Consider the following 19,212-nt stretch of genomic DNA (forward strand, 5'->3'; position numbering starts at 1 on the left):
TGAAGATGTGCGGCAGGGTCCGCGCCGGAGGAGACAGGAATGAGCCAGCAAGACGAAGCCAAGAAACTCGCGGGGCGCCGGGTGATCCAGGACTTTATCCATGACGGGATGAAGCTGGGCCTTGGTTCGGGGACCACGTCGCATTTCTTTGTGCGCGAACTGGGCAAACACGTCGCCCAAGGGCTGAAGCTGACCTGCACCACGACCTCGCGTTCGACCATCGACGTGGCCCGCGAAGTGGGTATCGAAATCACTGATCCCAATGATATCGGCGAACTGGACCTGACCGTGGATGGACCGGACGAAATTGATCGCAGCTTTAACATGATCAAGGGCGGTGGCGCCTGTCTGTTGTGGGAAAAGATCATTGCACATGCCTCAAAGCAGATGATCTGTGTGTGCGATGAGACCAAGATCGTAGATTGCCTTGGCAAGTTTCCTTTGCCCGTCGAGGTGGTGCAGTTTGCCTGGAAACAGACACAGCGCATGGTGGCACGCACCCTCGCCAGGCATGGTATCGAGGGTGTCCGCATTGAACGGCGTATGCGCGATGATCAGCCCGTGGTGACAGACAGCGGCAACTTTATCCTTGATTGCCATTGTGGCCCGGTGATCGCTGATCCCGCAGCTTTGGAAATCGAACTGAACCGCATTCCGGGCGTGGTCGAGAACGGGCTTTTCACCCGCGAGGCGGCCGGCATGGTCGTCGGCTGTTTCGACGGTACGTCCTATGTAAAGATGCGCTGATCTAGTAAAACTTCAAATCCGCCCAAAAGCAGACCCGCGCGGGCAGTTCCTGCGCGGGGCAGACGAAAATTGCAAAATTTCCTAGAAAAACTCGTCGGTTCGTGGGGATTATCTGCTAATAAATAGCAAGCTCATCGGCGGGTTTGCTTGACAGAATCAGAGAATATCTAGTATTACTACATACCAGAAAACTCTGGGGAGGGAGCTATGACCAGGCAGATCGGAATCAGCCGGCGCAACGTACTTGCAGGGGGTGCGGCGCTGGGATTGGGGGCGTTGATGGGGCCGCGCGCTTTCGCGCAGGGCGCCTTGTCGATCCCTTATTCGAACAAGAGCCTCGATTACTATTTCTTTGTGATCCAGGAAGAGGCGGTTAAACGCGCCGTCGCTGCGGCCGGTGGTGATTTTCAGGCCACCAATGCGAATTTCGACAACACCCGACAGCTTGAACAATGGCAGAGCCTGCTTTTGTCCAAGCCTTCGGCCATCATCTCGGATCCGATCGACAGCCAGGCCATCGTCTCGGCGATCCGGCGCTATAATCGCCAGAATATCCCGGTCGGCATCATCGACACGCCCGCCGATGGCGGCGATGTCGCGATCACCGTCAGCTTTGACAACTTCCAGGGCGGCGTCATGGCCGCGCAAGAGATCGTGGACCGGCTGATCAAGAAACACGGCAGCCCCAAAGGCACGGTTCTGAACTGCTATGGTGCCTTGGCATCCGTGGCGTGGCGGCTGCGCAAAGAGGGGATGGACTCGGTCTTTGCGCAATATCCCGACATCAGGTATCTGGACCGCCCGACCGAAGGTCAGCTTGAACAGATGCTGTCGGTGACGCTGTCGACCCTGTCGGAATATCCCGATCTGGACGCGGTCCACGCGCCTTCGGATTCGCCCGCACGCGGCATCGCCACGGCGTTGCAGCAAAAGGGCCGCTGGAAGAAGGTGGGCGAGGATGGCCATGTCATCTTTGTCAATATCGACGGCGAGCCGGTCGCGCTGAAATGGATTCAGGAAGGCTATATGGACGCCTGCGTCTCGCAAGACCCGATCGCCTATGGCGAGATCGCTGTCGAGATGATCGTCAAACATGCGCTCAAGGGCGAGGCGGTGCCGATCGGCGCCTATGAGAACCAGAAATATTTCTGGGAAAAGGGCGAGATCGTCGAGGGCAAGACCGGTCCGACGCTGATTATCCCGCCCTTTGTCATCAACGGCGATAATGCGGCCGATCCGCGTCACTGGGGTGCTGTGGCCGAAAAGGAATGGGGCATTCCCTATACCTGATCGCCGCATTGCGATCCTTGCCGGAGCGGTTCGCGCTCCGGCCGTTTGAGGTCCGGGGAGGGATGCGATGACAGTTCATGACACGCGCGGCATGGATATGGCCGCTGACACGATCCTGCGGATCGAGGACGTGACAAAGACCTATGGTGCTGTCAGGGCGCTGCGCGGTGTGTCGCTGGAAATCCGCCGCGGTACGATTCATGGCCTTCTGGGCGAGAATGGTGCCGGAAAATCGACACTTGTTGGCATCATCTCGGGCCAGAACACCCCGACATCCGGGCGCATCCTGATGGATGGCCGGCCGTTGGAGCAGGTCGATGTCAAGGCGATGGAAGAGGCCGGCGTCTTTCTGGTCACGCAAGAGCCGATGATCATCGACAACATGACCGCGGCGGAGAACCTGATGCTCGGCATCTGGCCGAACCGCGGCGGTTTCGTGGACTGGAAAAAGCTGCGCGCCGATGCGGCGCGAATGCTGGCCGGGTCGGGGATTGACGGCTCGGTCACCGCCGGTCGTCTGGATGCGGTGTCGCGTCGCAAGCTGAACATCCTGCGGGCCATGTTTTCGGGCGGCAGGGTCATCATCCTGGATGAGCCGACCGCCGCGCTGACCGTGGCCGACCGCCGCGCCCTTTTCGACTTTATGCGCAGGCTCAAGGCTCAGGGCGTCACCTTTATCTTTATCTCGCATTACAATGACGAGATCCTGGAAATCTGCGACGCGGTTTCGGTGCTGCGCGACGGCAGTCTGGCTGGCGGATCCGAGGATGTCGCCGCGCTAAGCTCTGAACAGCTGACAGAGCTGGTGCTTGGACGCGGGCTTGAGCTGTTTCAGCGCCACCGTCGCGATCATTCGGACAAGGCGCCTGCCGTCAGGTTGCGCAAGGTGGCTGGCAAGAACCTGTCAGTCGAGGCGCTGGATATCGCGCCGGGTGAGGTTCTGGGCTTTACCGGCCTGCCCGGCGCAGGCGCCAAAGAGCTGGCGCGCGCGATCTTTGGGCTGCATCCGGCATCCGGCTTGATCTGGCTTGACGGGCATGAAACTGCCTTGCCGGGCAACCCGCGCGCCGCTTTCGACGCGGGCATCGCCTATCTTTCCGACGACCGGCGCAAGGACGGGGCCGTCGGGCAAATGTCGATTGGCGACAATATCGCGCTGTCATCGCTGAATGCACGTTCGCGGATGGGCTTTATCGACCACAAGGCCGAGGCCGGGGTTGTCGCGCGCTATTTCGGCGCGATGGGCGTCAAGGCTCCGGGGCCGGAATATGCGGTCGATACGCTTAGCGGCGGCAATCAGCAGAAAGTGTGCCTTGGGCGGGTGCTGGCAACGAACCCGCGCCTGCTGATCGTTGATGAGCCGACGCGCGGGATCGACGTCGGCGTCAAGCAGGATGTGCTGCGCATCATCGACGAGCTTAGCGATACCGGAGTGTCGGTGATCATCGTTTCGACCGACACTGATGAGCTGGTGCGCGCCACCGACCGGGTCTGCGTCTTTGACCATGGCAGCATCAAGGAAACCCTGAGCGGAGATGAAATCTCTGTCGAGCGTCTGCGCGCCTCGGTGCAGGCATGACGCGCCCCCCGAAAGGAGAACCGGCTATGAGCAACGCAACGGTCAATGCCGCGCCAGGCGTCGGCATGGCAAAGGACAAGGCCAGTGGTCACGCAGTGCTGGGCTGGGTGCTGCACAATGTTGTCTGGATCTGGCTGATCGCGCTGGTGGCGATCTTTGGCGCGTTCAACGACTATTTCCTGACCGTCTTCAACCTGCAAAACGTGATGGTCCAGGCGACGGTGCTGGGCATGCTGGGTCTGGCCGTTGCCCTGCCGTTGCTGGTGGCCGAGATTGACCTGTCGATCCCCGCCAATGCCGGTTTTTCGGCGGCTGTTGGGGCACTTGCCTATTCGGATCTGGGGCTGCCGTGGTTCATCGCCATGCTGGCAGGGCTGGCCGTGGGTACCTTTATCGGGTTTTTCAACGGCTTTTGTATCACCCGGCTCAAGATGGTTTCGCTGATCGAAACCCTGTCGATGATGATCATCCTGCAAGGCGCGTTGCTGGCGCTGACGCAGGGCAAGACGCTGACCAATCTTGCGGACGGCTATGTCTGGATCGGGCAGGCGACCATTGGCGGTTGGCCGATCATGCCGGTGGTGTTTCTGCTTGCGCTTGCGGTGATGGGCGTGGTGCTGCAACGCACTGTGCTGGGGCGCTCGATCTATGCGGTGGGCGGCAATCCCGTCGCCTCGAACTCGGCCGGGATCCGCGTCGACCGCATCAAGGTCATCACCTATACCATCTCGGGTTTTCTGGCGGCGCTTGCGGGGTTCCTGCTTGCCTCATGGCAGATGGCGATCACCTCGAACCAGGGGTCGAGCTATCTGCTTTATGCCATCGCCGCCCCGATCATCGGCGGGGTCAGCGTCTTTGGCGGTCGCGGCAATGTGCGGGGCGTGCTGGGCGGCGTGCTGCTGTTGACGGTCATTCAGGTCGGGCTGGCGATCATCAACGTTCCCTCGTTCTATGTCGGCATGATCGGCGGAGTGATGATCTTTATCGCCGTGGCCATCGACGCCATCCGGGTTCGCTATTTCGGCTGACCCGCCAAAACTCCAGGAAAGGCAAGAAATGACGTTCACTCCGCATGGCAGGCATCTGATCGCCGGCGAATGGATCGCCACGGATGAGACATTCCGCAATGAGCCCGCATGGGGGCAGGCCGACCATTTCTCGGTGGGCACGATCGAGCTGATTGACCGCGCCGCGCAGGCCGCCGAAAAGGCCTTTTGGGCCTATGGCTACAGCACGCGCGAAGAACGTGCCGCCTTCCTGAACGCCATCGCCGATGAGATCGAGGCCCGCGGTCCCGAGATTACCGGGATCGGCACCCGTGAAACCGGCCTGCCCGAGGCGCGCCTGAACGCAGAGCGCGGCCGCACGACCGGACAGTTGCGGCTTTTTGCCAGGACCATCCTGGAGGGGGAGTATCTGGACCGCAGGCATGATCCGGCCCTGCCGGATCGTCAGCCTTTGCCGCGCCCGGATCTGCGTCTGATCCAGCGTCCGATCGGGCCGGTTGCGGTTTTTGGTGCCTCGAACTTTCCGCTCGCCTTTTCGGTTGCCGGGGGTGACACGGCCTCGGCTTTGGCGGCGGGCTGCCCGGTGGTGGTCAAGGGCCATTCGGCCCATCCCGGCACCAGCGAGATCGTGGCCGAGGCGATCCACGCCGCCATTCGGGGCTGCGGCGTCCATCCCGGGGTCTTTTCGCTGGTGCAGGGCGGCGACCGCAAGGTCGGCTCGGCGCTGGTCCAGCATCCGCTGATCAGGGGGGTGGGCTTTACCGGCAGCCTCGGCGGGGGCAGGGCGCTGTTTGACCTTTGCGCCGCGCGGCCCGAGCCGATCCCCTTCTTTGGCGAGCTTGGCTCGGTCAATCCGATGTTCATCCTGCCCGAAGCGCTAAAGGCGCGCGGTGCACAGATCGGGCAGGGTTGGGCTGTGTCCATGACGGGCAGCGCGGGCCAGCTTTGCACGAAACCCGGCATTGCCATCGTCCCCGAAGGTGCCGCGGGCGATGCGCTTGTCGCTGCGACAGCCGAGGCGCTGGCAACTGTCGCCCCGCAGACCATGCTGACCGCTGCCATGGCCGATGCCTATCGGGCTGGCAAGGCGCGGCTTGATGCCGGCAATCCGGTGCGTCCTGTCCATGTCACCAACAGCACGGGCCGGGATGTCGGGCCGAACCTTTACGAAGTTCCGGCCTCGGCCTTCCTGTCCGATCACTCTCTGGCAGAAGAGGTCTTTGGTCCGCTTGGCCTTGTCGTACGGGCCCCTTCGATCGGGACGATGCAAGAGCTGGCGCTTGGTCTTGCCGGGCAGCTGACCGCCACCTTGCATATGGATGCTGGTGACGCGCAGGTTGCCGCGCGGCTGATGCCGGTGCTGGAGCGTAAGGCAGGGCGGATCCTGATCAACGGTTATCCAACCGGGGTCGAGGTCTGCGACGCCATGGTCCATGGCGGCCCCTATCCAGCCTCGACGAACTTCGGGGCGACCTCGGTCGGCACCATGGCAATTCGCCGGTTCCTGCGTCCGGTCTGCTATCAGAACCTTCCCGCGGAACTGCTGCCTGCCGATCTTGGCTGATGACAGGATTAGGGCGGGCGTGTTCGTGCCCGCCCATGGCGATCAATACGGGCCGTTCAGTAGCTTTGCCACCCGTTATGGGGCGGGTCTTTGCGTTGCAGGCCTGAACCTGCAACGCGTCGGCGGGCGCTGAAAGCGGACCTTATGCACTGACCGCGAATTCGGTCATCATGCCGGTTTCAAGATGCGGCATATGGTGACAATGCAGCATCCATCGCGCGGCCTCACCCGCATCCAGGGCCACATCGACCATCGACATCGGCGGCACATAGACGGTATCGCGCAACGCGCCTCTGACCGCGCGGCCGTTCAGTCCGACGACCTGGAACACATGGCCGTGCAAATGCATCGGATGGCCCATCATCGACATGTTGTGAAAGGACAGTACGACCCGCTCTTTGCTGGTCGCGGCCAGCGGGCGGTGACGTCCCCAGACCGCGCCGTCAATGGTCCAGACATAGGGTTGCATCGAGCCGCCAAGCATTACCATATGCCGGCGCTCGACCGGCCGGTCCGGCAGGGGATCGGCGGCGGTCAGATGTGTCTCTTGCGCCAGATCGGTGTCAAAGGCGGGCGCGGCTGTCTCTGCCATGGCGTCAAGGCGCCGGACCTCGGCCCCTTGTGTGGCCAGAATCAGACCGGTGCGTTCGCGCGCACCCTCTCGCAGCGCAAGGATTGGCCAGGCACCGCCCTCGGGCGGCAGGTCGATTTCAAGATCCAGCCGCTGCCCCATGGCAAGGCCGAACCGGTTGCCCGCAAGCGGCTGAACCGCATGTCCGTCCACCGCGACCAGCCGCGCCGGGGCCTGCCCGGTCTCGATCCAGAACACCGTTGCTGCTGCGGCGTTGATTACCCGCAGGCGGATGCGCCCGCCGCGTTCGACCTGCACCACTTCCGGGTCCGAAAGCGTGCGGTCATTGGCAAGATAGGCGTCCCAGTCGTAGTCGTTCAGGTCCATCGCCATGCCGTTCATGTCACCCATGGCGCCCATACCCATCATCGCGCCATGGTCCATTGCGGCCATGCCGGCCGGCTCGGCCCCATGGCCGCTGCCGTGATCTGCGGCCATCCCATGCCCGCCCAGAATCTCGGCCATCACCTCTTCCGGGGTCTTGAACGAGAAATCGTGCAGGAACATCACCACCTCTTGCCGGTCGCTGGAGATATCCTCGGCACTGCGTATGATCAGCGGCGCGGCCAGCAGGCGCATTTCATGCAGCGGCACATGGGCGTGCATCCAATAGGTGCCGGGCAGGGGCGCAAAGTCATAGGCGCGGCTTTCCCCGGGGGCGAGCATCGGCATCGGCATGTCCGGCACCCCATCCTGAGCGTTCGGTGGGATCTGGCCGTGCCAGTGGATCAGCGTTCTGGCATCAAGCTCATTGCGCAGATCGACCCGGAAACGCGTGCCGGGATCAAGCGTCAGGCCCTGCCCGTTCGGCCCGGCAAGACCCCAGACAGAGGCGGCGCGGCCGTCGATATCCAGCACCCGGCTGGTGGCGCGCAGGTTCAGCGGGGCGGCCTCTTTGGCCGAAGCGGTGCGGGGCAGATGGGCACAGGCCAGCACGGCAGCGCCGGCGGCAAGGATGCCGCGTCGGGAAATCGTATTCATGATTGTCTCCTCGGGACGGATGGTCCCGTTCACTGGAATTGACGAAACGCCCTGGGCCAAAGGGCCCGGGCGCGATCAAAGGAGACGAGGTTTGGGAGGCGGCTCGTTCAGCGCAGGCGTCTGACCGGCAACGGTTGTGCCCAAAGGCAGGGCATGGCGGTTGCGCAAAACATCGCGGCCCGTGCCTTCGGCCACAGGCGCCAGCAGTGCCGAAAGGCCGGTGCAAAGCAGCTCGCAACCGCCGGGATCAATGGGGCTGCGATGCTTTTCACCGTGGCAGGGCGCTTGGTTGCAGTCCGCCACCTGCATCATCTCGCTGACATGAATCGCGTGGTCCGGCTCGGCACCAAGCCGCGCCGCATGCGCCGGGGTTGCCGCTGACATGGCGGCGAACACGGTTATGGCAAGCATGGCAACAAGGCGCGAAAACATGGATACAGGATAGAAGCCGGCGGGTGCGAAGTCCATTGCCGTCGCGGTCACAACCCTGGCAACGGACCTTACAACCCCAGCATTTCGGGTTGCTCGACGCGCAGCCGATCCAGTGTGCCATGAATGCGCGACAGGTGCAGATCAATGGCGGCTACGGCCTTTTCCTCATCCCGTTCGCGCAGGGCGGCAAGGATCATCTTATGCTCTTCCCACGCGTTATGCGCGTTATAGGACAGCGACAGATAGCGGGCGCGGTCCATGTGACCTTTGTTGTCCTTGACCAAGGTCCAGACGAACTCCAGCCCCGAGGCCGCGCAGATGTCGTGGTGAAACTGGTCGTCCAGCTCGTGAAAGCTGCTGCGGTCGTCGGCGCGGATGGCGACCTCTTGCCGGTCGATCAGATCGGCAAGCGCGTCATGATCCTGCGATGTCAGGATACGGGCCGCCTCGCGCATGCAGGCGGTTTCAAGCGCCAGCCGGATGAAATGCGCCTGACGGATCGCCCCGGCCGAGATTTGCGTCACGATGGTCGCACGCTGCGGGCGGATCTGAATAAAGCCAAGCTGGGACAGGCGAAAGAATGCATCGCGGACCGGCTGACGCGAAACGCCCATCTGCGCCGCAACCTCTGCCTCGGACAGGCGGGCACCAGGGGGCAGGGTCAGGTTGATAACCCGTTGATAAAGCGCGTCATAAACCTGATCGGTCACCGTGCGCGGGCGCAGGTCGTCAAGAATGGGCAGGGCGGCGGCATCTGTCGGCATCAGCGAAACCATAACGTTGACCACATTACCAGACTAGCATATTAGATGACTAGAGGAACTGCAAGGCGATTCGGGAGGGGGTTGCGAATGCCGTTGCTGGACGAGGATCGGTTGTTTCCACCCGAACCCGCGCTGCGCGATCTGGCGCGTGCGCTATACGAGGATGTGCGCGACCTGCCGATCGTCAGCCCGCATGGCCATACCGATCCGCGCTGGTTTGCCGAAAATCAGCCTTTTCCCGATCCGGCGCAGCTATTCGTCACGCCTGATCATTACGTGTTCCGTATGCTTGCCTCGCAGGGGGTGGCGCTGACCGATCTGGGCGTGCCGCGCGTCGACGGCGGCCCGACTGAGACGGATGGGCGCAAGATCTGGCGGCTTTTTGCCAGCAATTATCACCTCTTTGCCGGCACACCGTCGCGTCTGTGGCTGGACCATTCCTTTCAGCATGTCTTTGGCATCGACCGGCGCCTGTCGGCACAAACCGCGGATTGGTATTACGACCATATCTCGGACTGTCTGACCCGGCCCGAGTTCCTGCCGCGTGCGCTATATGAGCGTTTCGGTATCGAGGTTCTGGCCACGACCGAGGCGGCGACGGACGATCTGCGCTGGCACCGCGCAATCCGCGAGTCGGGCTGGCGGGGCAGGGTGGTGACGGCCTATCGCCCTGATGGGGTGATCGACCCTGAAATGCCCGGCTTTGCCGATAATGTCGCGCTGCTGGGTCAGCAGACCGGTTTTGATACTGCGACCTGGGCAGGCTATCTGGATGCGCATCGGGCCCGCCGCGCCTATTTCCGCGAGTTCGGTGCGACCTCATCCGATCACGGTCACCCCAGCGCGCGGACCGAGGATCTGCCGCAGGCCGAGGCGGCTGCGCTGTTTCAAAAGGCGCTGCGCGGCGACTGCACCCCGGCCGAGGCCGACGCCTTTCGCGGCCATATGCTGACCGAGATGGCACGCATGAGCCTTGAGGATGGGCTGGTGCTGCAAATTCATCCGGGTTCACGGCGTAATCACTCGGACGCAGTGATGGCGATGTTCGGCAGGGATAAGGGGTTCGATATTCCCGGCCGTACCGATTACGTCACCGCCTTGCGGCCGCTTTTGAACGCGGTGGGAATGCGCCCCGATCTGACGGTGATCCTGTTTACGCTGGACGAAAGCAGCTACGCCCGCGAGCTTGCGCCGCTGGCCGGGGCCTATCCCTGCCTGCGCCTTGGCCCGCCGTGGTGGTTTCACGACAGTCCCGAGGGCATGCGTCGTTTTCGCGAGATGACAACCGAGACGGCCGGGTTCAGCAATACCGTCGGTTTCAACGACGACACCCGCGCCTTTTGCTCAATCCCTGCCCGGCATGACGTGGCGCGGCGGGTGGATTGCGCATTTCTGGCCACGCTGGTCGCCACAGGCCGGCTGGACAGCGAAGAAGCGCCGCTGCTGGCGCATGAACTGACCTATGGCCTCGCCAAGAGGGCCTATCGACTTTGAATGTTCATCGGGGAGGATGACATGAAACTGCTTGATACCGTACTTACCGCCTTTCTTGTCACGGCTGCGCTGGCCGGGGCAGCCAGCGCAGAATGTGAAACCACCCTGCGCTCGTCCGACACGCATCCGGATGGATATCCGACTGTCGAGGGCGTCAAGGCAATGGCGGCCGAGGTCAAGGAAAAGACCGGCGGCCGCATTTGTATTGAGGTCTTTCCTTCGTCCCAGCTTGGCGAGGAAAAGGACACGATCGAACAGACCCAGTTCGGGGTCATCGACATGGTGCGCGCCTCATTCGGGTCGTTCAACGACATCGTGCCGGTCACGCAAACCACCTCGCTGCCATATCTCTATCGCTCCGAGGATCATCTGCATAAGGTGCTGGACGGCCCGATCGGAGAAGAGATCGCCGGTCAGTTTGCGGAACACGGCCTGATCCCGCTGGCCTATTACGACGGCGGTGCGCGTAACTTTTACAATTCGAAGCAACCGATCCGCACGGTCGAGGACCTGAAGGGGATGAAGTTCCGCGTCATGCAGAACGACGTCTTTGTGGATATGATGTCGGCGCTTGGCGCCAATGCCACGCCGATGCCCTATGGCGAGGTTTATTCCTCGATCCAGACCGGCGTCATCGACGGCGCCGAGAATAATTTCCCCAGCTATGACAGCTCGGGCCATGCCGAGGTGGCGAAATACTTTACGCTGGATCAGCACCTGATGGTGCCCGAACTGGTCGCTGTTTCAAAAACCAGCTGGGAAAAGCTGTCCCCCGGGGATCAGGAGATCATGCGCACAGCGGCCCGGAACTCGGCCACGCTGCAACGCAAGCTTTGGGCTGAACAGGAAAAGGCCAGCGAAGAAAAGGTCATCGCTGCCGGTGCCGAGGTCGTCAAGGACGTGGACAAGACCGCCTTCATCGAGGCGATGGCCCCGGTCTATGAGAAATACGTGACCACCCCCGAAGCCAGGGACCTGGTCAAACGTATCCGGGAAACCCAGTGACATACAGGCCCGCGCCCTATGGCTGCGGGCCTTTTCGTTCAGAAAACAAGGAGGGGGTGCCATGCTGGCAGGCATAGCTGCATTGTCGCGCCTGAACGGCTTTCTCAGCCGGGTCAGCCTGTGGCTGGCGGGGGCCGGGCTGGTCTTTATGACGCTGATCGTTTTTGCCCAGGTCTTCATGCGCTACGTGATGAACGACAGTCTGCTCTGGGTCGAGCCGGTGGCCATCCTGCTGATGAGCTGGTTCATCTTTCTGGGTTCGGCGGTGGGTGTGCACGAAAGCTTTCACATGGGTTTTGACGTGCTGCTGTTCTTTCTGCCCGACAGCGCAGGCAACTGGCTGAAGGGCCTGTCAGATCTGGCGGTGCTGTGCTTTGCCATCGGCATGGCGGTCTATGGCTGGCAATTGATGGTCAGGACCTGGGGCACGACCTTGCCGGTCATCCGGCTGCCCGGCGGTTTTGGCTATATGCCGCTGTTCACCGGCGGGGTGCTGATGACGCTGTTCGTGCTTGAGCATCTGCTGCAACGGCTGAGCGGCAGCCGGGCCGAGGCCCAGCAGGACGCCGAAGACATCCTGATGACCGAAGCGTGACAGGGGCGGGGCAATATCATGGAATATCTTATTCTTTTTGGCGTCTTTACCCTGCTGATGCTGATCGGGACGCCCATTGCGTTTTGCCTTGGCATCTCCAGCTTTGCGACGGTGGTCTGGCTGGGTCTGCCGCCGCTTGTGGTGTTCCAGCGCCTGTCGGCGGGGATCTCGGTTTTTACGCTGATGGCGATCCCGTTCTTTATCTTTGCCGGCGACCTGATGGTGCGGGGTGGGATCGCGGGGCGGATCGTGCGCTTTGCCGGCTCGCTGATCGGCCATGTCCGGGGCGGGCTGGGGCAGGTCAACATCGCCGCATCGACGCTGTTTGGCGGCATCTCGGGCTCTGCAGTGGCCGAGGCGGCCGCAGTCGGCGGCATCATGATCCCGCAGATGAAGGAACGCGGTTACGGCGCTGATTACGCTGTCAATGTGACCTCGATGGCGGCGTTGATCGCGCTGATGCTGCCACCCAGCCACAATATGATCATCTACTCAATCTCGGGCGGGGGACGGATCTCCATTGCTGATCTGTTCACAGCCGGGATCATTCCGGGGCTGCTGCTGGCGCTGGCGCTGTCGTTCACCGCCTGGATTGTCGCCGTACGCCGGGGCTATCCGACCGAGCCTTTCCCGGGTCTGGCAAAGGTGTTCCGCTTTTTGCTGGAATCGCTGCCGGGGATGCTGCTTATCGCCATCATCTTTGGCGGAGTGCGTTCGGGGATATTTACCGCCACCGAAAGCTCTTGCATCGCGGTGATCTACGCCTTGCTCGTGACGGTGCTCGTCTATCGCAGCATGTCCTGGCGCGATTTCGTTCACGCCACGCAGCAGGCGGTGCGCACGACGTCGATGGTCCTGCTGATCATCGGCATGGCGGGAGCCTTTGGCTGGCTGATGGCCTATCTGCATGTGGCGCAGATCTCGCTGAACTGGATGCGGTCGGTGTCGGACAATCCCTTTGTCATCCTGCTGCTGATCAACATCGTGCTGCTGGTGCTGGGCACCTTCATGGACATGAGCCCGCTGATCATCATCACTACGCCGATCTTTTTGCCGGTGGTCAGCGCGTTCGGGATCGATCCGGTGCACTTCGGGGTCATCATGATCCTGAACCTTGGTATCGGGCTGAACACGCCGCCTTTGGGACCGGTGCAATTCGTTGCTGCTGCCGTTGCCCGCATCTCAATCTGGGAGGCGATGCGCAGCGTCTGGCCCTTTTACGCGGCGGGGCTGCTTGTGCTGATGCTGGTGACCTATGTGCCGGCGCTGTCGCTGTGGCTGCCCGCGCTGTTTCGGGGGCTGTGATGGGTGATCCGATCCGTACTGTGCTGGCCCATGCGCCTGAGCTGATGGTGGTCCGGTTTACCTTCGCGGCGGACGACCGGGGTGCCCTGCACAGTCACCCGCATGTGCAATCGACCTATGTCAGCTCGGGGCGCTATCGCTTTACCGTTGATGGCCGCGAGTTCGAGGTTGGGCCGGGCGATGCCTTCGTCATCCCTTCGGGCGCGGTGCATGGCTGTATCTGCCTTGAGGCGGGCGAACTGATCGACAGCTTCACCCCCCGCCGCGACGATTTTCTGTGAAAGGAGAGATCCGTGACCCATGTTGAAACCCGCCAGGCGGTTCACCCGAGCCATGCGAAAACCATGGATACCGAGACTCTGCGGCAACATTTTCTTGCACAGGGCTTGTTTCGGGATGGTGAGATCCGGCTGGTCTATACCCATTACGACCGGTTCGTGATCGGCGGCGCGGTGCCGGATGGCGCCAGGCTGGTGCTGGACCAGATCGCCGAAACGCGGACCGCCAGCTTTCTGGAACGGCGTGAGATGGGCATCGTCAATATCGGTCAGCCGGGCACCGTCTCGGCTGCCGGTGAAACCTGGCAGATGCAGCCTGGGGATGTGCTTTACCTCGGCATGGGATCGGGTTCGGTGACCTTTGGCGGGCAGGGTCGGTTCTATATCGCCTCGTGTCCGGCGCATCGCGCGCTGCCTTGCCGTTTGATCGCCGTCGCCGATGCAAAAGAGATGAAAACCGGCGCGGTCGAGACCTCGAACAAGCGTACGATCCGGCAGTTCATTCACCCGCTGGTGATGGAAAGCTGCCAACTGGTGCTGGGCTATACTACGCTTGAGGATGGTTCGGTCTGGAACACCATGCCCGCGCATGTTCATGATCGGCGGATGGAAGCCTATCTCTACCACGGGATGGAGCCGCAGTCGCGCGTCCTGCACCTGATGGGTGAACCGCAGGAAACGCGGCACATCTTTGTCGCGAACGAAGAGGCCGTGATATCGCCCCCATGGTCGATCCATTCCGGCGCGGGGATCGGCAGTTATACCTTTATCTGGGCGATGGCTGGCGACAATGTCGATTACACCGATATGGACTTTGTCCAGCCGGAGGACCTGCGGTGAACCCCTTTTCCCTTGCAGGTCAGGTGGCGCTGGTGACGGGCGCGAATACGGGTATCGGTCAGGCCATCGCCGTTGCCATGGCGCAGGCCGGAGCCGAGGTCATTGCCGCAGGCCGACGCGACTGTGACGAAACGCTGGCGCTGACAGGTGGTGGCCGGCAGATGCGGCTGGATTTCGGTGATCCCATGGCTGCGCGTGATGTCTTTGCGCGGGAACGTATCGACATTCTCGTCAACAACGCGGGTATCATCCGCCGCGCTGATGCGGTCGATTTCACCGAGGCCGATTGGGATGCGGTAATTGATGTGAACCTGAAGGCACTGTTCTTTACCTGTCAGGCTTTTGCCCGCGCCGCCCTGCCGCGCGGGCGGGGCAAGATCATCAACATCGCCTCGCTTTTGTCCTTTCAGGGCGGTATCCGCGTGCCCTCTTATACCGCCAGCAAACATGGTGTGGCCGGGCTGACCCGGCTGATGGCGAATGAATGGGCCTCGCGCGGGTTGAACGTCAACGCCATCGCGCCGGGCTATATCGAGACGAACAACACTCAGGCTCTGCGTGACGACCCCGAGCGTTCGGCGGCGATCCTTGACCGTATTCCGGCCAGACGCTGGGGACGGCCCGAGGATATCGGCCAAAGCGCGGTGTTCCTTGCTGCGCCTGCCTCGGACTACATCAATGGCGCGGTGCTGAACGTCGATGGGGGCTGGCTTGCAAGATAGGCTTTGCCGCCCGCCGACGACAGCCCCGGCGGGTATCGTTCATCTGGGGCTTGGCGCGTTTTTCCGCGCCCATGGTGCGGTCTATGTGGCCGAGGCTGGGGGCTGGGGGATCATCGGTGTCTCGTTGCAATCGCCGGACACGCGCGACCGGCTGCGCCCGCAGGGCTGGGCCTATACCGCGCTGGAACTTGCCCCCGAAGGCGACAGGCCGCGGGTGATGACGGTGCTTTGCGATGTGCTGGTCGCACCCGAAAACCCGCAGGCGGTGCTGGACGCCATGGCTGCACCCGACACCCATATCGTCAGCCTGACGGTGACGGAAAAAGGCTATTGCCACGAACCCGCGACCGGGCGTCTGAACCGCGACCACCCGCGCATCGTGCATGATCTGGCGCATCCCCTTCCGCAATCCGCGCCGGGTTTTCTGGTCCGGGCTCTGGCCATGCGACGGGCGGCCGGGCGGCCGCCCTTTACCGTGCTGTCCTGCGACAATCTGCCCGAGAACGGCCGGGTCCTGCGTGGTGTGGTGCTGGAACTTGCCGGGCTGATCGACCCTGCGCTGGCGGATTGGATCGCCGCCGAGGGGGCTTTCCCCTCGACCATGGTGGATCGCATCGTTCCCGCGATCACGCCTGCGGATCTGGACAGGCTTGAGGCCACCTGTGGCTATCGCGACGAAGCACCCGTCCTGCACGAGCCATTCCGGCAATGGGTGATCGAAGATCGTTTCTGCGGCCCTCGCCCGGCCTTTGAGGCGGCGGGCGCGCAACTGGTCGCCGATGTTACGCCCTACGAGCATATGAAGCTGCGGATGCTGAATGGCGCGCATTCGAGCCTGGCCTATCTGGGCTATCTGGCGGGGCATCAGACCATTGCCGATACCATGGCCGATCCGGTCTTTACCGGTTTCGTCCGCAGCCTTTGGCATGATGAGATCATCCCGACGCTGACACCACCTGCGGGACAGGATCTGGGTGATTATGCCAAGGCACTGGCGTTGCGCTTTGCCAATCCCGCGATCCGGCACCGGACATGGCAGATCGCCATGGATGGCAGTCAGAAACTGCCGCAACGCATCCTTGCGACCATTGCCGAGGCGCGCGCTGCAGGGCGCCGCGTGCCGCGCCTGACGCTCGCCGTTGCGGCGTGGATGCGCTACGTTTCAGGTCGGGACGAGCAGGGGGCCGAGATTGACGTCCGCGATCCCCTTGCCGCGCGGCTTGCCGCCATGTGGAGCGACGATCCCGCCTGCACGGTGCGCGAATTTCTGTCCCTGACCGAGTTGTTTTCGTCCGCCCTGCGCAAGGACGCGGGCTTTGCCGCCGATCTGACCGGAGCATTGAGGGCGCTGATACAGCAGGGGGCGCGGGCAGCCGCTGCGGGGTACGCCCATGGCTGACAGCGCCGCCGCCCTGCTGCTTGCCCCCGGTGATAGCGTCGGTATCGCCCTGCAACCGCTGAAACCTGGCGAAACGCGGCTCGGGGTCGTCATCGCAGAGCCCGTCCCTGCCGGACACAAATTCGCGCTGCGCGCCCATAATGCTGGCGATCCGATCATCAAATACGGGCAGGTCATGGGCGAGGCGACCTTTGCCATCGCGCCCGGTCAGCATGTGCATGTCCAGAATGTAGGGATGAGTGCGCCGGGCCGGACCTCTGGTCAGTCCGGGCGGCTGCCCGAGCCACCATACAGGCGCAGCTTTCTGGGCTTTCCTCGTAGCGATGGTCGGGCAGGGACGCGTAATTTCATTGGCGTCATCGCCTCGGTCAATTGCTCATCCACCGTCTGTAATGCCATCGCGCGCGAGGCGAATGCCCGGCTGTTGCCAGAGTTTCCGAACATCGACGGCTTCGTGCCCATTGTCCACGATCAGGGCTGCGGCATCGCCACGGCGGGTGAGGGCTTTGCCCTGCTGGTGCGCGTCCTAAAGGGCTATCGCGATCATCCCAATTTCGGTGGTGTGCTGCTGGTTGGTCTGGGTTGCGAGGTCAACCAGCTGACCCTGTATCAGCGTGATGATGAGACGCGTCAGCGCCACTCGAGCTTTAATATCCAAGAGGTCGGCGGCTCGGCCGGGGCGGTGCGCTGCGCGCTTGAACGGCTGCGCCCCATTGCGGCGCGCGCCAATATCGACCGCCGCCGCAGCCTGCCGGTATCGGATCTGGTGCTTGGGATGCAATGTGGCGGCTCAGACGGGTTTTCGGGCATAACCGCCAATCCGGCGCTTGGTGTTGCATCGGATCTGCTGGTCGCGGCGGGCGGGACCTCGATCCTGTCCGAAACGCCCGAGATATATGGCGCCGAGCATCTGCTGATCGCCCGGGCCAGTGCCGGGGATGGCGAACGTCTGCAACAGATGATCCGCTGGTGGGAAGAGTATACCCGCGGGAATGGCGCCAGTCTGGATAACAACCCCAGCCCCGGAAACAAGCGCGGCGGCATCACCACGATCCTTGAAAAATCGTTGGGCGCGGTGGCCAAGGCGGGGTTTGCGCCCGTGTCGGCGGTGCATGGTTATGCCGATCCGATCCGCGGTCCCGGCCTCGTCTATATGGACAGTCCCGGCTATGATCCCGTGGCGGCGACAGGACAGGTGGCGGCGGGCGCGAATGTCATTGCCTTTACCACCGGGCGTGGGTCCTGTTTCGGTTCCCATCCTGTGCCGTCGCTGAAGCTTGCCTCAAATTCGGCGCTGTGGCGGGCAATGCAGGGCGATATGGATATCAACTGCGGCAAGGTCGCCGAAGGACAGGTTTCGCTGCAAGAGATGGGCGCCGAGATCTATCACAAGATCCTCGATACCGCCTCGGGTGAACGTAGCAAGTCCGAGATATTTGGTTATGGCGATGCGGAATTCGTGCCGTGGCGCATCGGGGCGGTGCTGTAACCGCCCCGGATCGTACTCGCTGGCGCAAAGGGGCCGTTGCCAGCCCGGTTGCCCGGGCTGTCCGCGAGCTGTTACCAGTTCGCGATCAGCGCCTTGCCGATTTTGGCGATCTGGGCATTCCGTTCGTCCAAAGCTGCATCGGTTTCCGTCATATAGATAACCATGATCCGTTCGGGCGCGCCGTTTGGTCCCAAGGCAGCGACGATGGCGCGCGCGCCGCGATCGCCCGCCCCGGACTTGTCGGCGATATACCAGCCCTGCGGCAGCGCCGCGCGCAGCAAAGCATCGGCGACCCGATCATTCTGCATCCAGTTCAGCAGCTGATCGCGGGACTGATCGGACAAAACATCCCCAAACAGCAGCCGGTGCAGGGTTTTTGCCATCGCGTTTGGCGTGGTCGTGTCGCGGCGGTCATCGGGGATCGCGCTGTTCAGTTCGGTCTCCCAGCGGTCCAGGCGGCCGATATTATCGCCTGTGGCCTTCAGGAAACTGGTCAGACCCTCGGGGCCGCCCACCGCCTCAAGCAACAGATTACCCGCCGTGTTGTCGCTCATCGTGATTGCAGCTTCGCAAAGCGCGGACAGGGTCATGCCGTCATCCACGTGCTTTTCGGTGACGGGCGAGTAATCGACCAGCTGCGTGGCAGAATAGTTGATATGCCGCGCGAGGTCCTCTTTCCCGGCATCGACACGCGCCAGAACCGCGCCGCAGACCAGCACCTTGAAGGTGCTCAGCATCGGGAAACGTTCGTCTTCGCGATAACCCGTGACGTTGCCCGAACGCAGGTCAAGCTGGGCATAACCCACCCGGGCCTTAAGCTCGGTTTCAGCCTGCCGGACAGCGGCGGTAACGGGGTCCTCGGCTGCGGCAGGACCTGCCGCCAGAGTCAACAGGGTGGCAAGGGCGATATGGATGATCTTCATTTTCAGGGTTTCCTCATGACTGCAAACTGGTCCCGGCGCATCTCACTGGCGATACCGGTCGGGGCGGTGGGCTTGCCTGTCCTTGCAGGCAAGCCGCGGCCAGTTGCGAACGGGCCAGTGCCCGCGCATTGATAATTAATATTCATGTCTCTGCTCGGTTCGACTTG

The 19,212-nt window shown here is 62.5% G+C and carries 18 protein-coding genes; 14 read left to right on the top strand and 4 right to left on the bottom strand.

Annotated elements, in window-relative coordinates:
• Positions 1-39: 39 nt before the first annotated feature.
• From rpiA to F8A10_RS20745, 5 genes are all read left to right on the top strand, one after another.
• A complete protein-coding gene (gene rpiA / locus F8A10_RS20725) occupies positions 40-747 on the top strand; it encodes a ribose 5-phosphate isomerase A (RefSeq protein WP_085501552.1) in 708 nt (235 codons plus the stop codon).
• A 207-nt stretch (positions 748-954) separates the two neighbouring features.
• Positions 955-2,037 carry a sugar ABC transporter substrate-binding protein gene (locus F8A10_RS20730; protein WP_010399500.1) on the top strand — a complete coding sequence of 361 codons (1,083 nt, stop codon included), beginning with the start codon at positions 955-957 and terminating at the stop codon, positions 2,035-2,037.
• 67 nt (positions 2,038-2,104) lie between these two features.
• On the top strand, positions 2,105-3,616 hold the full coding sequence (locus F8A10_RS20735; protein WP_152368372.1) for a sugar ABC transporter ATP-binding protein: 1,512 nt from the start codon (positions 2,105-2,107) through the stop codon (positions 3,614-3,616).
• A 65-nt stretch (positions 3,617-3,681) separates the two neighbouring features.
• Positions 3,682-4,644 (top strand): ABC transporter permease, encoded by a 963-nt coding sequence (locus F8A10_RS20740; protein ID WP_050804216.1) that lies wholly within the window; start codon positions 3,682-3,684, stop codon positions 4,642-4,644.
• Positions 4,645-4,672: 28 nt separating this feature from the next.
• On the top strand, positions 4,673-6,187 hold the full coding sequence (locus F8A10_RS20745; protein ID WP_152368373.1) for an aldehyde dehydrogenase (NADP(+)): 1,515 nt from the start codon (positions 4,673-4,675) through the stop codon (positions 6,185-6,187).
• Between the two features lie 142 nt (positions 6,188-6,329).
• On the opposite strand, the gene F8A10_RS20750 is transcribed toward F8A10_RS20745, so the two are convergent.
• The 3 genes from F8A10_RS20750 to F8A10_RS20760 all read right to left on the bottom strand — a co-directional run bounded on the left by F8A10_RS20750 (position 6,330) and on the right by F8A10_RS20760 (position 8,995).
• Positions 6,330-7,799 (bottom strand): multicopper oxidase family protein, encoded by a 1,470-nt coding sequence (locus F8A10_RS20750; protein WP_152368374.1) that lies wholly within the window; start codon positions 7,797-7,799, stop codon positions 6,330-6,332.
• Between the two features lie 75 nt (positions 7,800-7,874).
• Positions 7,875-8,231, bottom strand: a complete 357-nt coding sequence (locus tag F8A10_RS20755; RefSeq protein ID WP_152368375.1) for a hypothetical protein — start codon at positions 8,229-8,231, stop codon at positions 7,875-7,877.
• A gap of 68 nt (positions 8,232-8,299) precedes the next feature.
• Positions 8,300-8,995, bottom strand: a complete 696-nt coding sequence (locus F8A10_RS20760) for a GntR family transcriptional regulator (protein WP_139824535.1) — start codon at positions 8,993-8,995, stop codon at positions 8,300-8,302.
• Positions 8,996-9,082: 87 nt separating this feature from the next.
• Between F8A10_RS20760 and uxaC the strand changes: the two genes are divergently transcribed.
• From uxaC to F8A10_RS20805, 9 genes are all read left to right on the top strand, one after another.
• Positions 9,083-10,489 carry a glucuronate isomerase gene (gene uxaC / locus F8A10_RS20765; protein ID WP_152368376.1) on the top strand — a complete coding sequence of 469 codons (1,407 nt, stop codon included), beginning with the start codon at positions 9,083-9,085 and terminating at the stop codon, positions 10,487-10,489.
• Positions 10,490-10,510: 21 nt separating this feature from the next.
• A complete protein-coding gene (locus F8A10_RS20770) occupies positions 10,511-11,494 on the top strand; it encodes a TRAP transporter substrate-binding protein (protein WP_085501612.1) in 984 nt (327 codons plus the stop codon).
• Positions 11,495-11,555: 61 nt separating this feature from the next.
• The gene (locus F8A10_RS20775) at positions 11,556-12,089 is read left to right on the top strand and encodes a TRAP transporter small permease (protein ID WP_152368377.1); all 534 of its coding nucleotides are present in this window, start codon (positions 11,556-11,558) and stop codon (positions 12,087-12,089) included.
• Between the two features lie 18 nt (positions 12,090-12,107).
• A complete protein-coding gene (locus tag F8A10_RS20780; protein WP_085501544.1) occupies positions 12,108-13,394 on the top strand; it encodes a TRAP transporter large permease in 1,287 nt (428 codons plus the stop codon).
• Positions 13,394-13,675 (top strand): cupin domain-containing protein, encoded by a 282-nt coding sequence (locus F8A10_RS20785; protein ID WP_152368378.1) that lies wholly within the window; start codon positions 13,394-13,396, stop codon positions 13,673-13,675. Before F8A10_RS20780 ends, F8A10_RS20785 begins: the two co-directional genes overlap by 1 nt.
• A 12-nt stretch (positions 13,676-13,687) precedes the next feature.
• On the top strand, positions 13,688-14,512 hold the full coding sequence (gene kduI / locus F8A10_RS20790; protein ID WP_085501542.1) for a 5-dehydro-4-deoxy-D-glucuronate isomerase: 825 nt from the start codon (positions 13,688-13,690) through the stop codon (positions 14,510-14,512).
• The gene (gene kduD / locus F8A10_RS20795) at positions 14,509-15,234 is read left to right on the top strand and encodes a 2-dehydro-3-deoxy-D-gluconate 5-dehydrogenase KduD (RefSeq protein WP_152368379.1); all 726 of its coding nucleotides are present in this window, start codon (positions 14,509-14,511) and stop codon (positions 15,232-15,234) included. Before kduI ends, kduD begins: the two co-directional genes overlap by 4 nt.
• Entirely contained in the window at positions 15,212-16,633 is a 1,422-nt protein-coding gene (locus F8A10_RS20800; RefSeq protein ID WP_152368380.1) for a mannitol dehydrogenase family protein, read from the top strand. Before kduD ends, F8A10_RS20800 begins: the two co-directional genes overlap by 23 nt.
• Complete coding sequence (locus tag F8A10_RS20805) at positions 16,626-18,122, top strand: UxaA family hydrolase (RefSeq protein ID WP_152368381.1); 1,497 nt, start codon at positions 16,626-16,628, stop codon at positions 18,120-18,122. Before F8A10_RS20800 ends, F8A10_RS20805 begins: the two co-directional genes overlap by 8 nt.
• A 71-nt stretch (positions 18,123-18,193) precedes the next feature.
• Here the strand turns inward: F8A10_RS20805 and bla are convergent, their stop codons facing one another.
• Positions 18,194-19,045, bottom strand: a complete 852-nt coding sequence (gene bla, locus F8A10_RS20810) for a class A beta-lactamase (protein WP_152368382.1) — start codon at positions 19,043-19,045, stop codon at positions 18,194-18,196.
• Positions 19,046-19,212 lie beyond the last annotated feature (167 nt).

It is taken from the genome of Paracoccus kondratievae, from assembly GCF_009301415.1.
GTDB classification, from domain to species: Bacteria; Pseudomonadota; Alphaproteobacteria; order Rhodobacterales; family Rhodobacteraceae; genus Paracoccus; species Paracoccus kondratievae.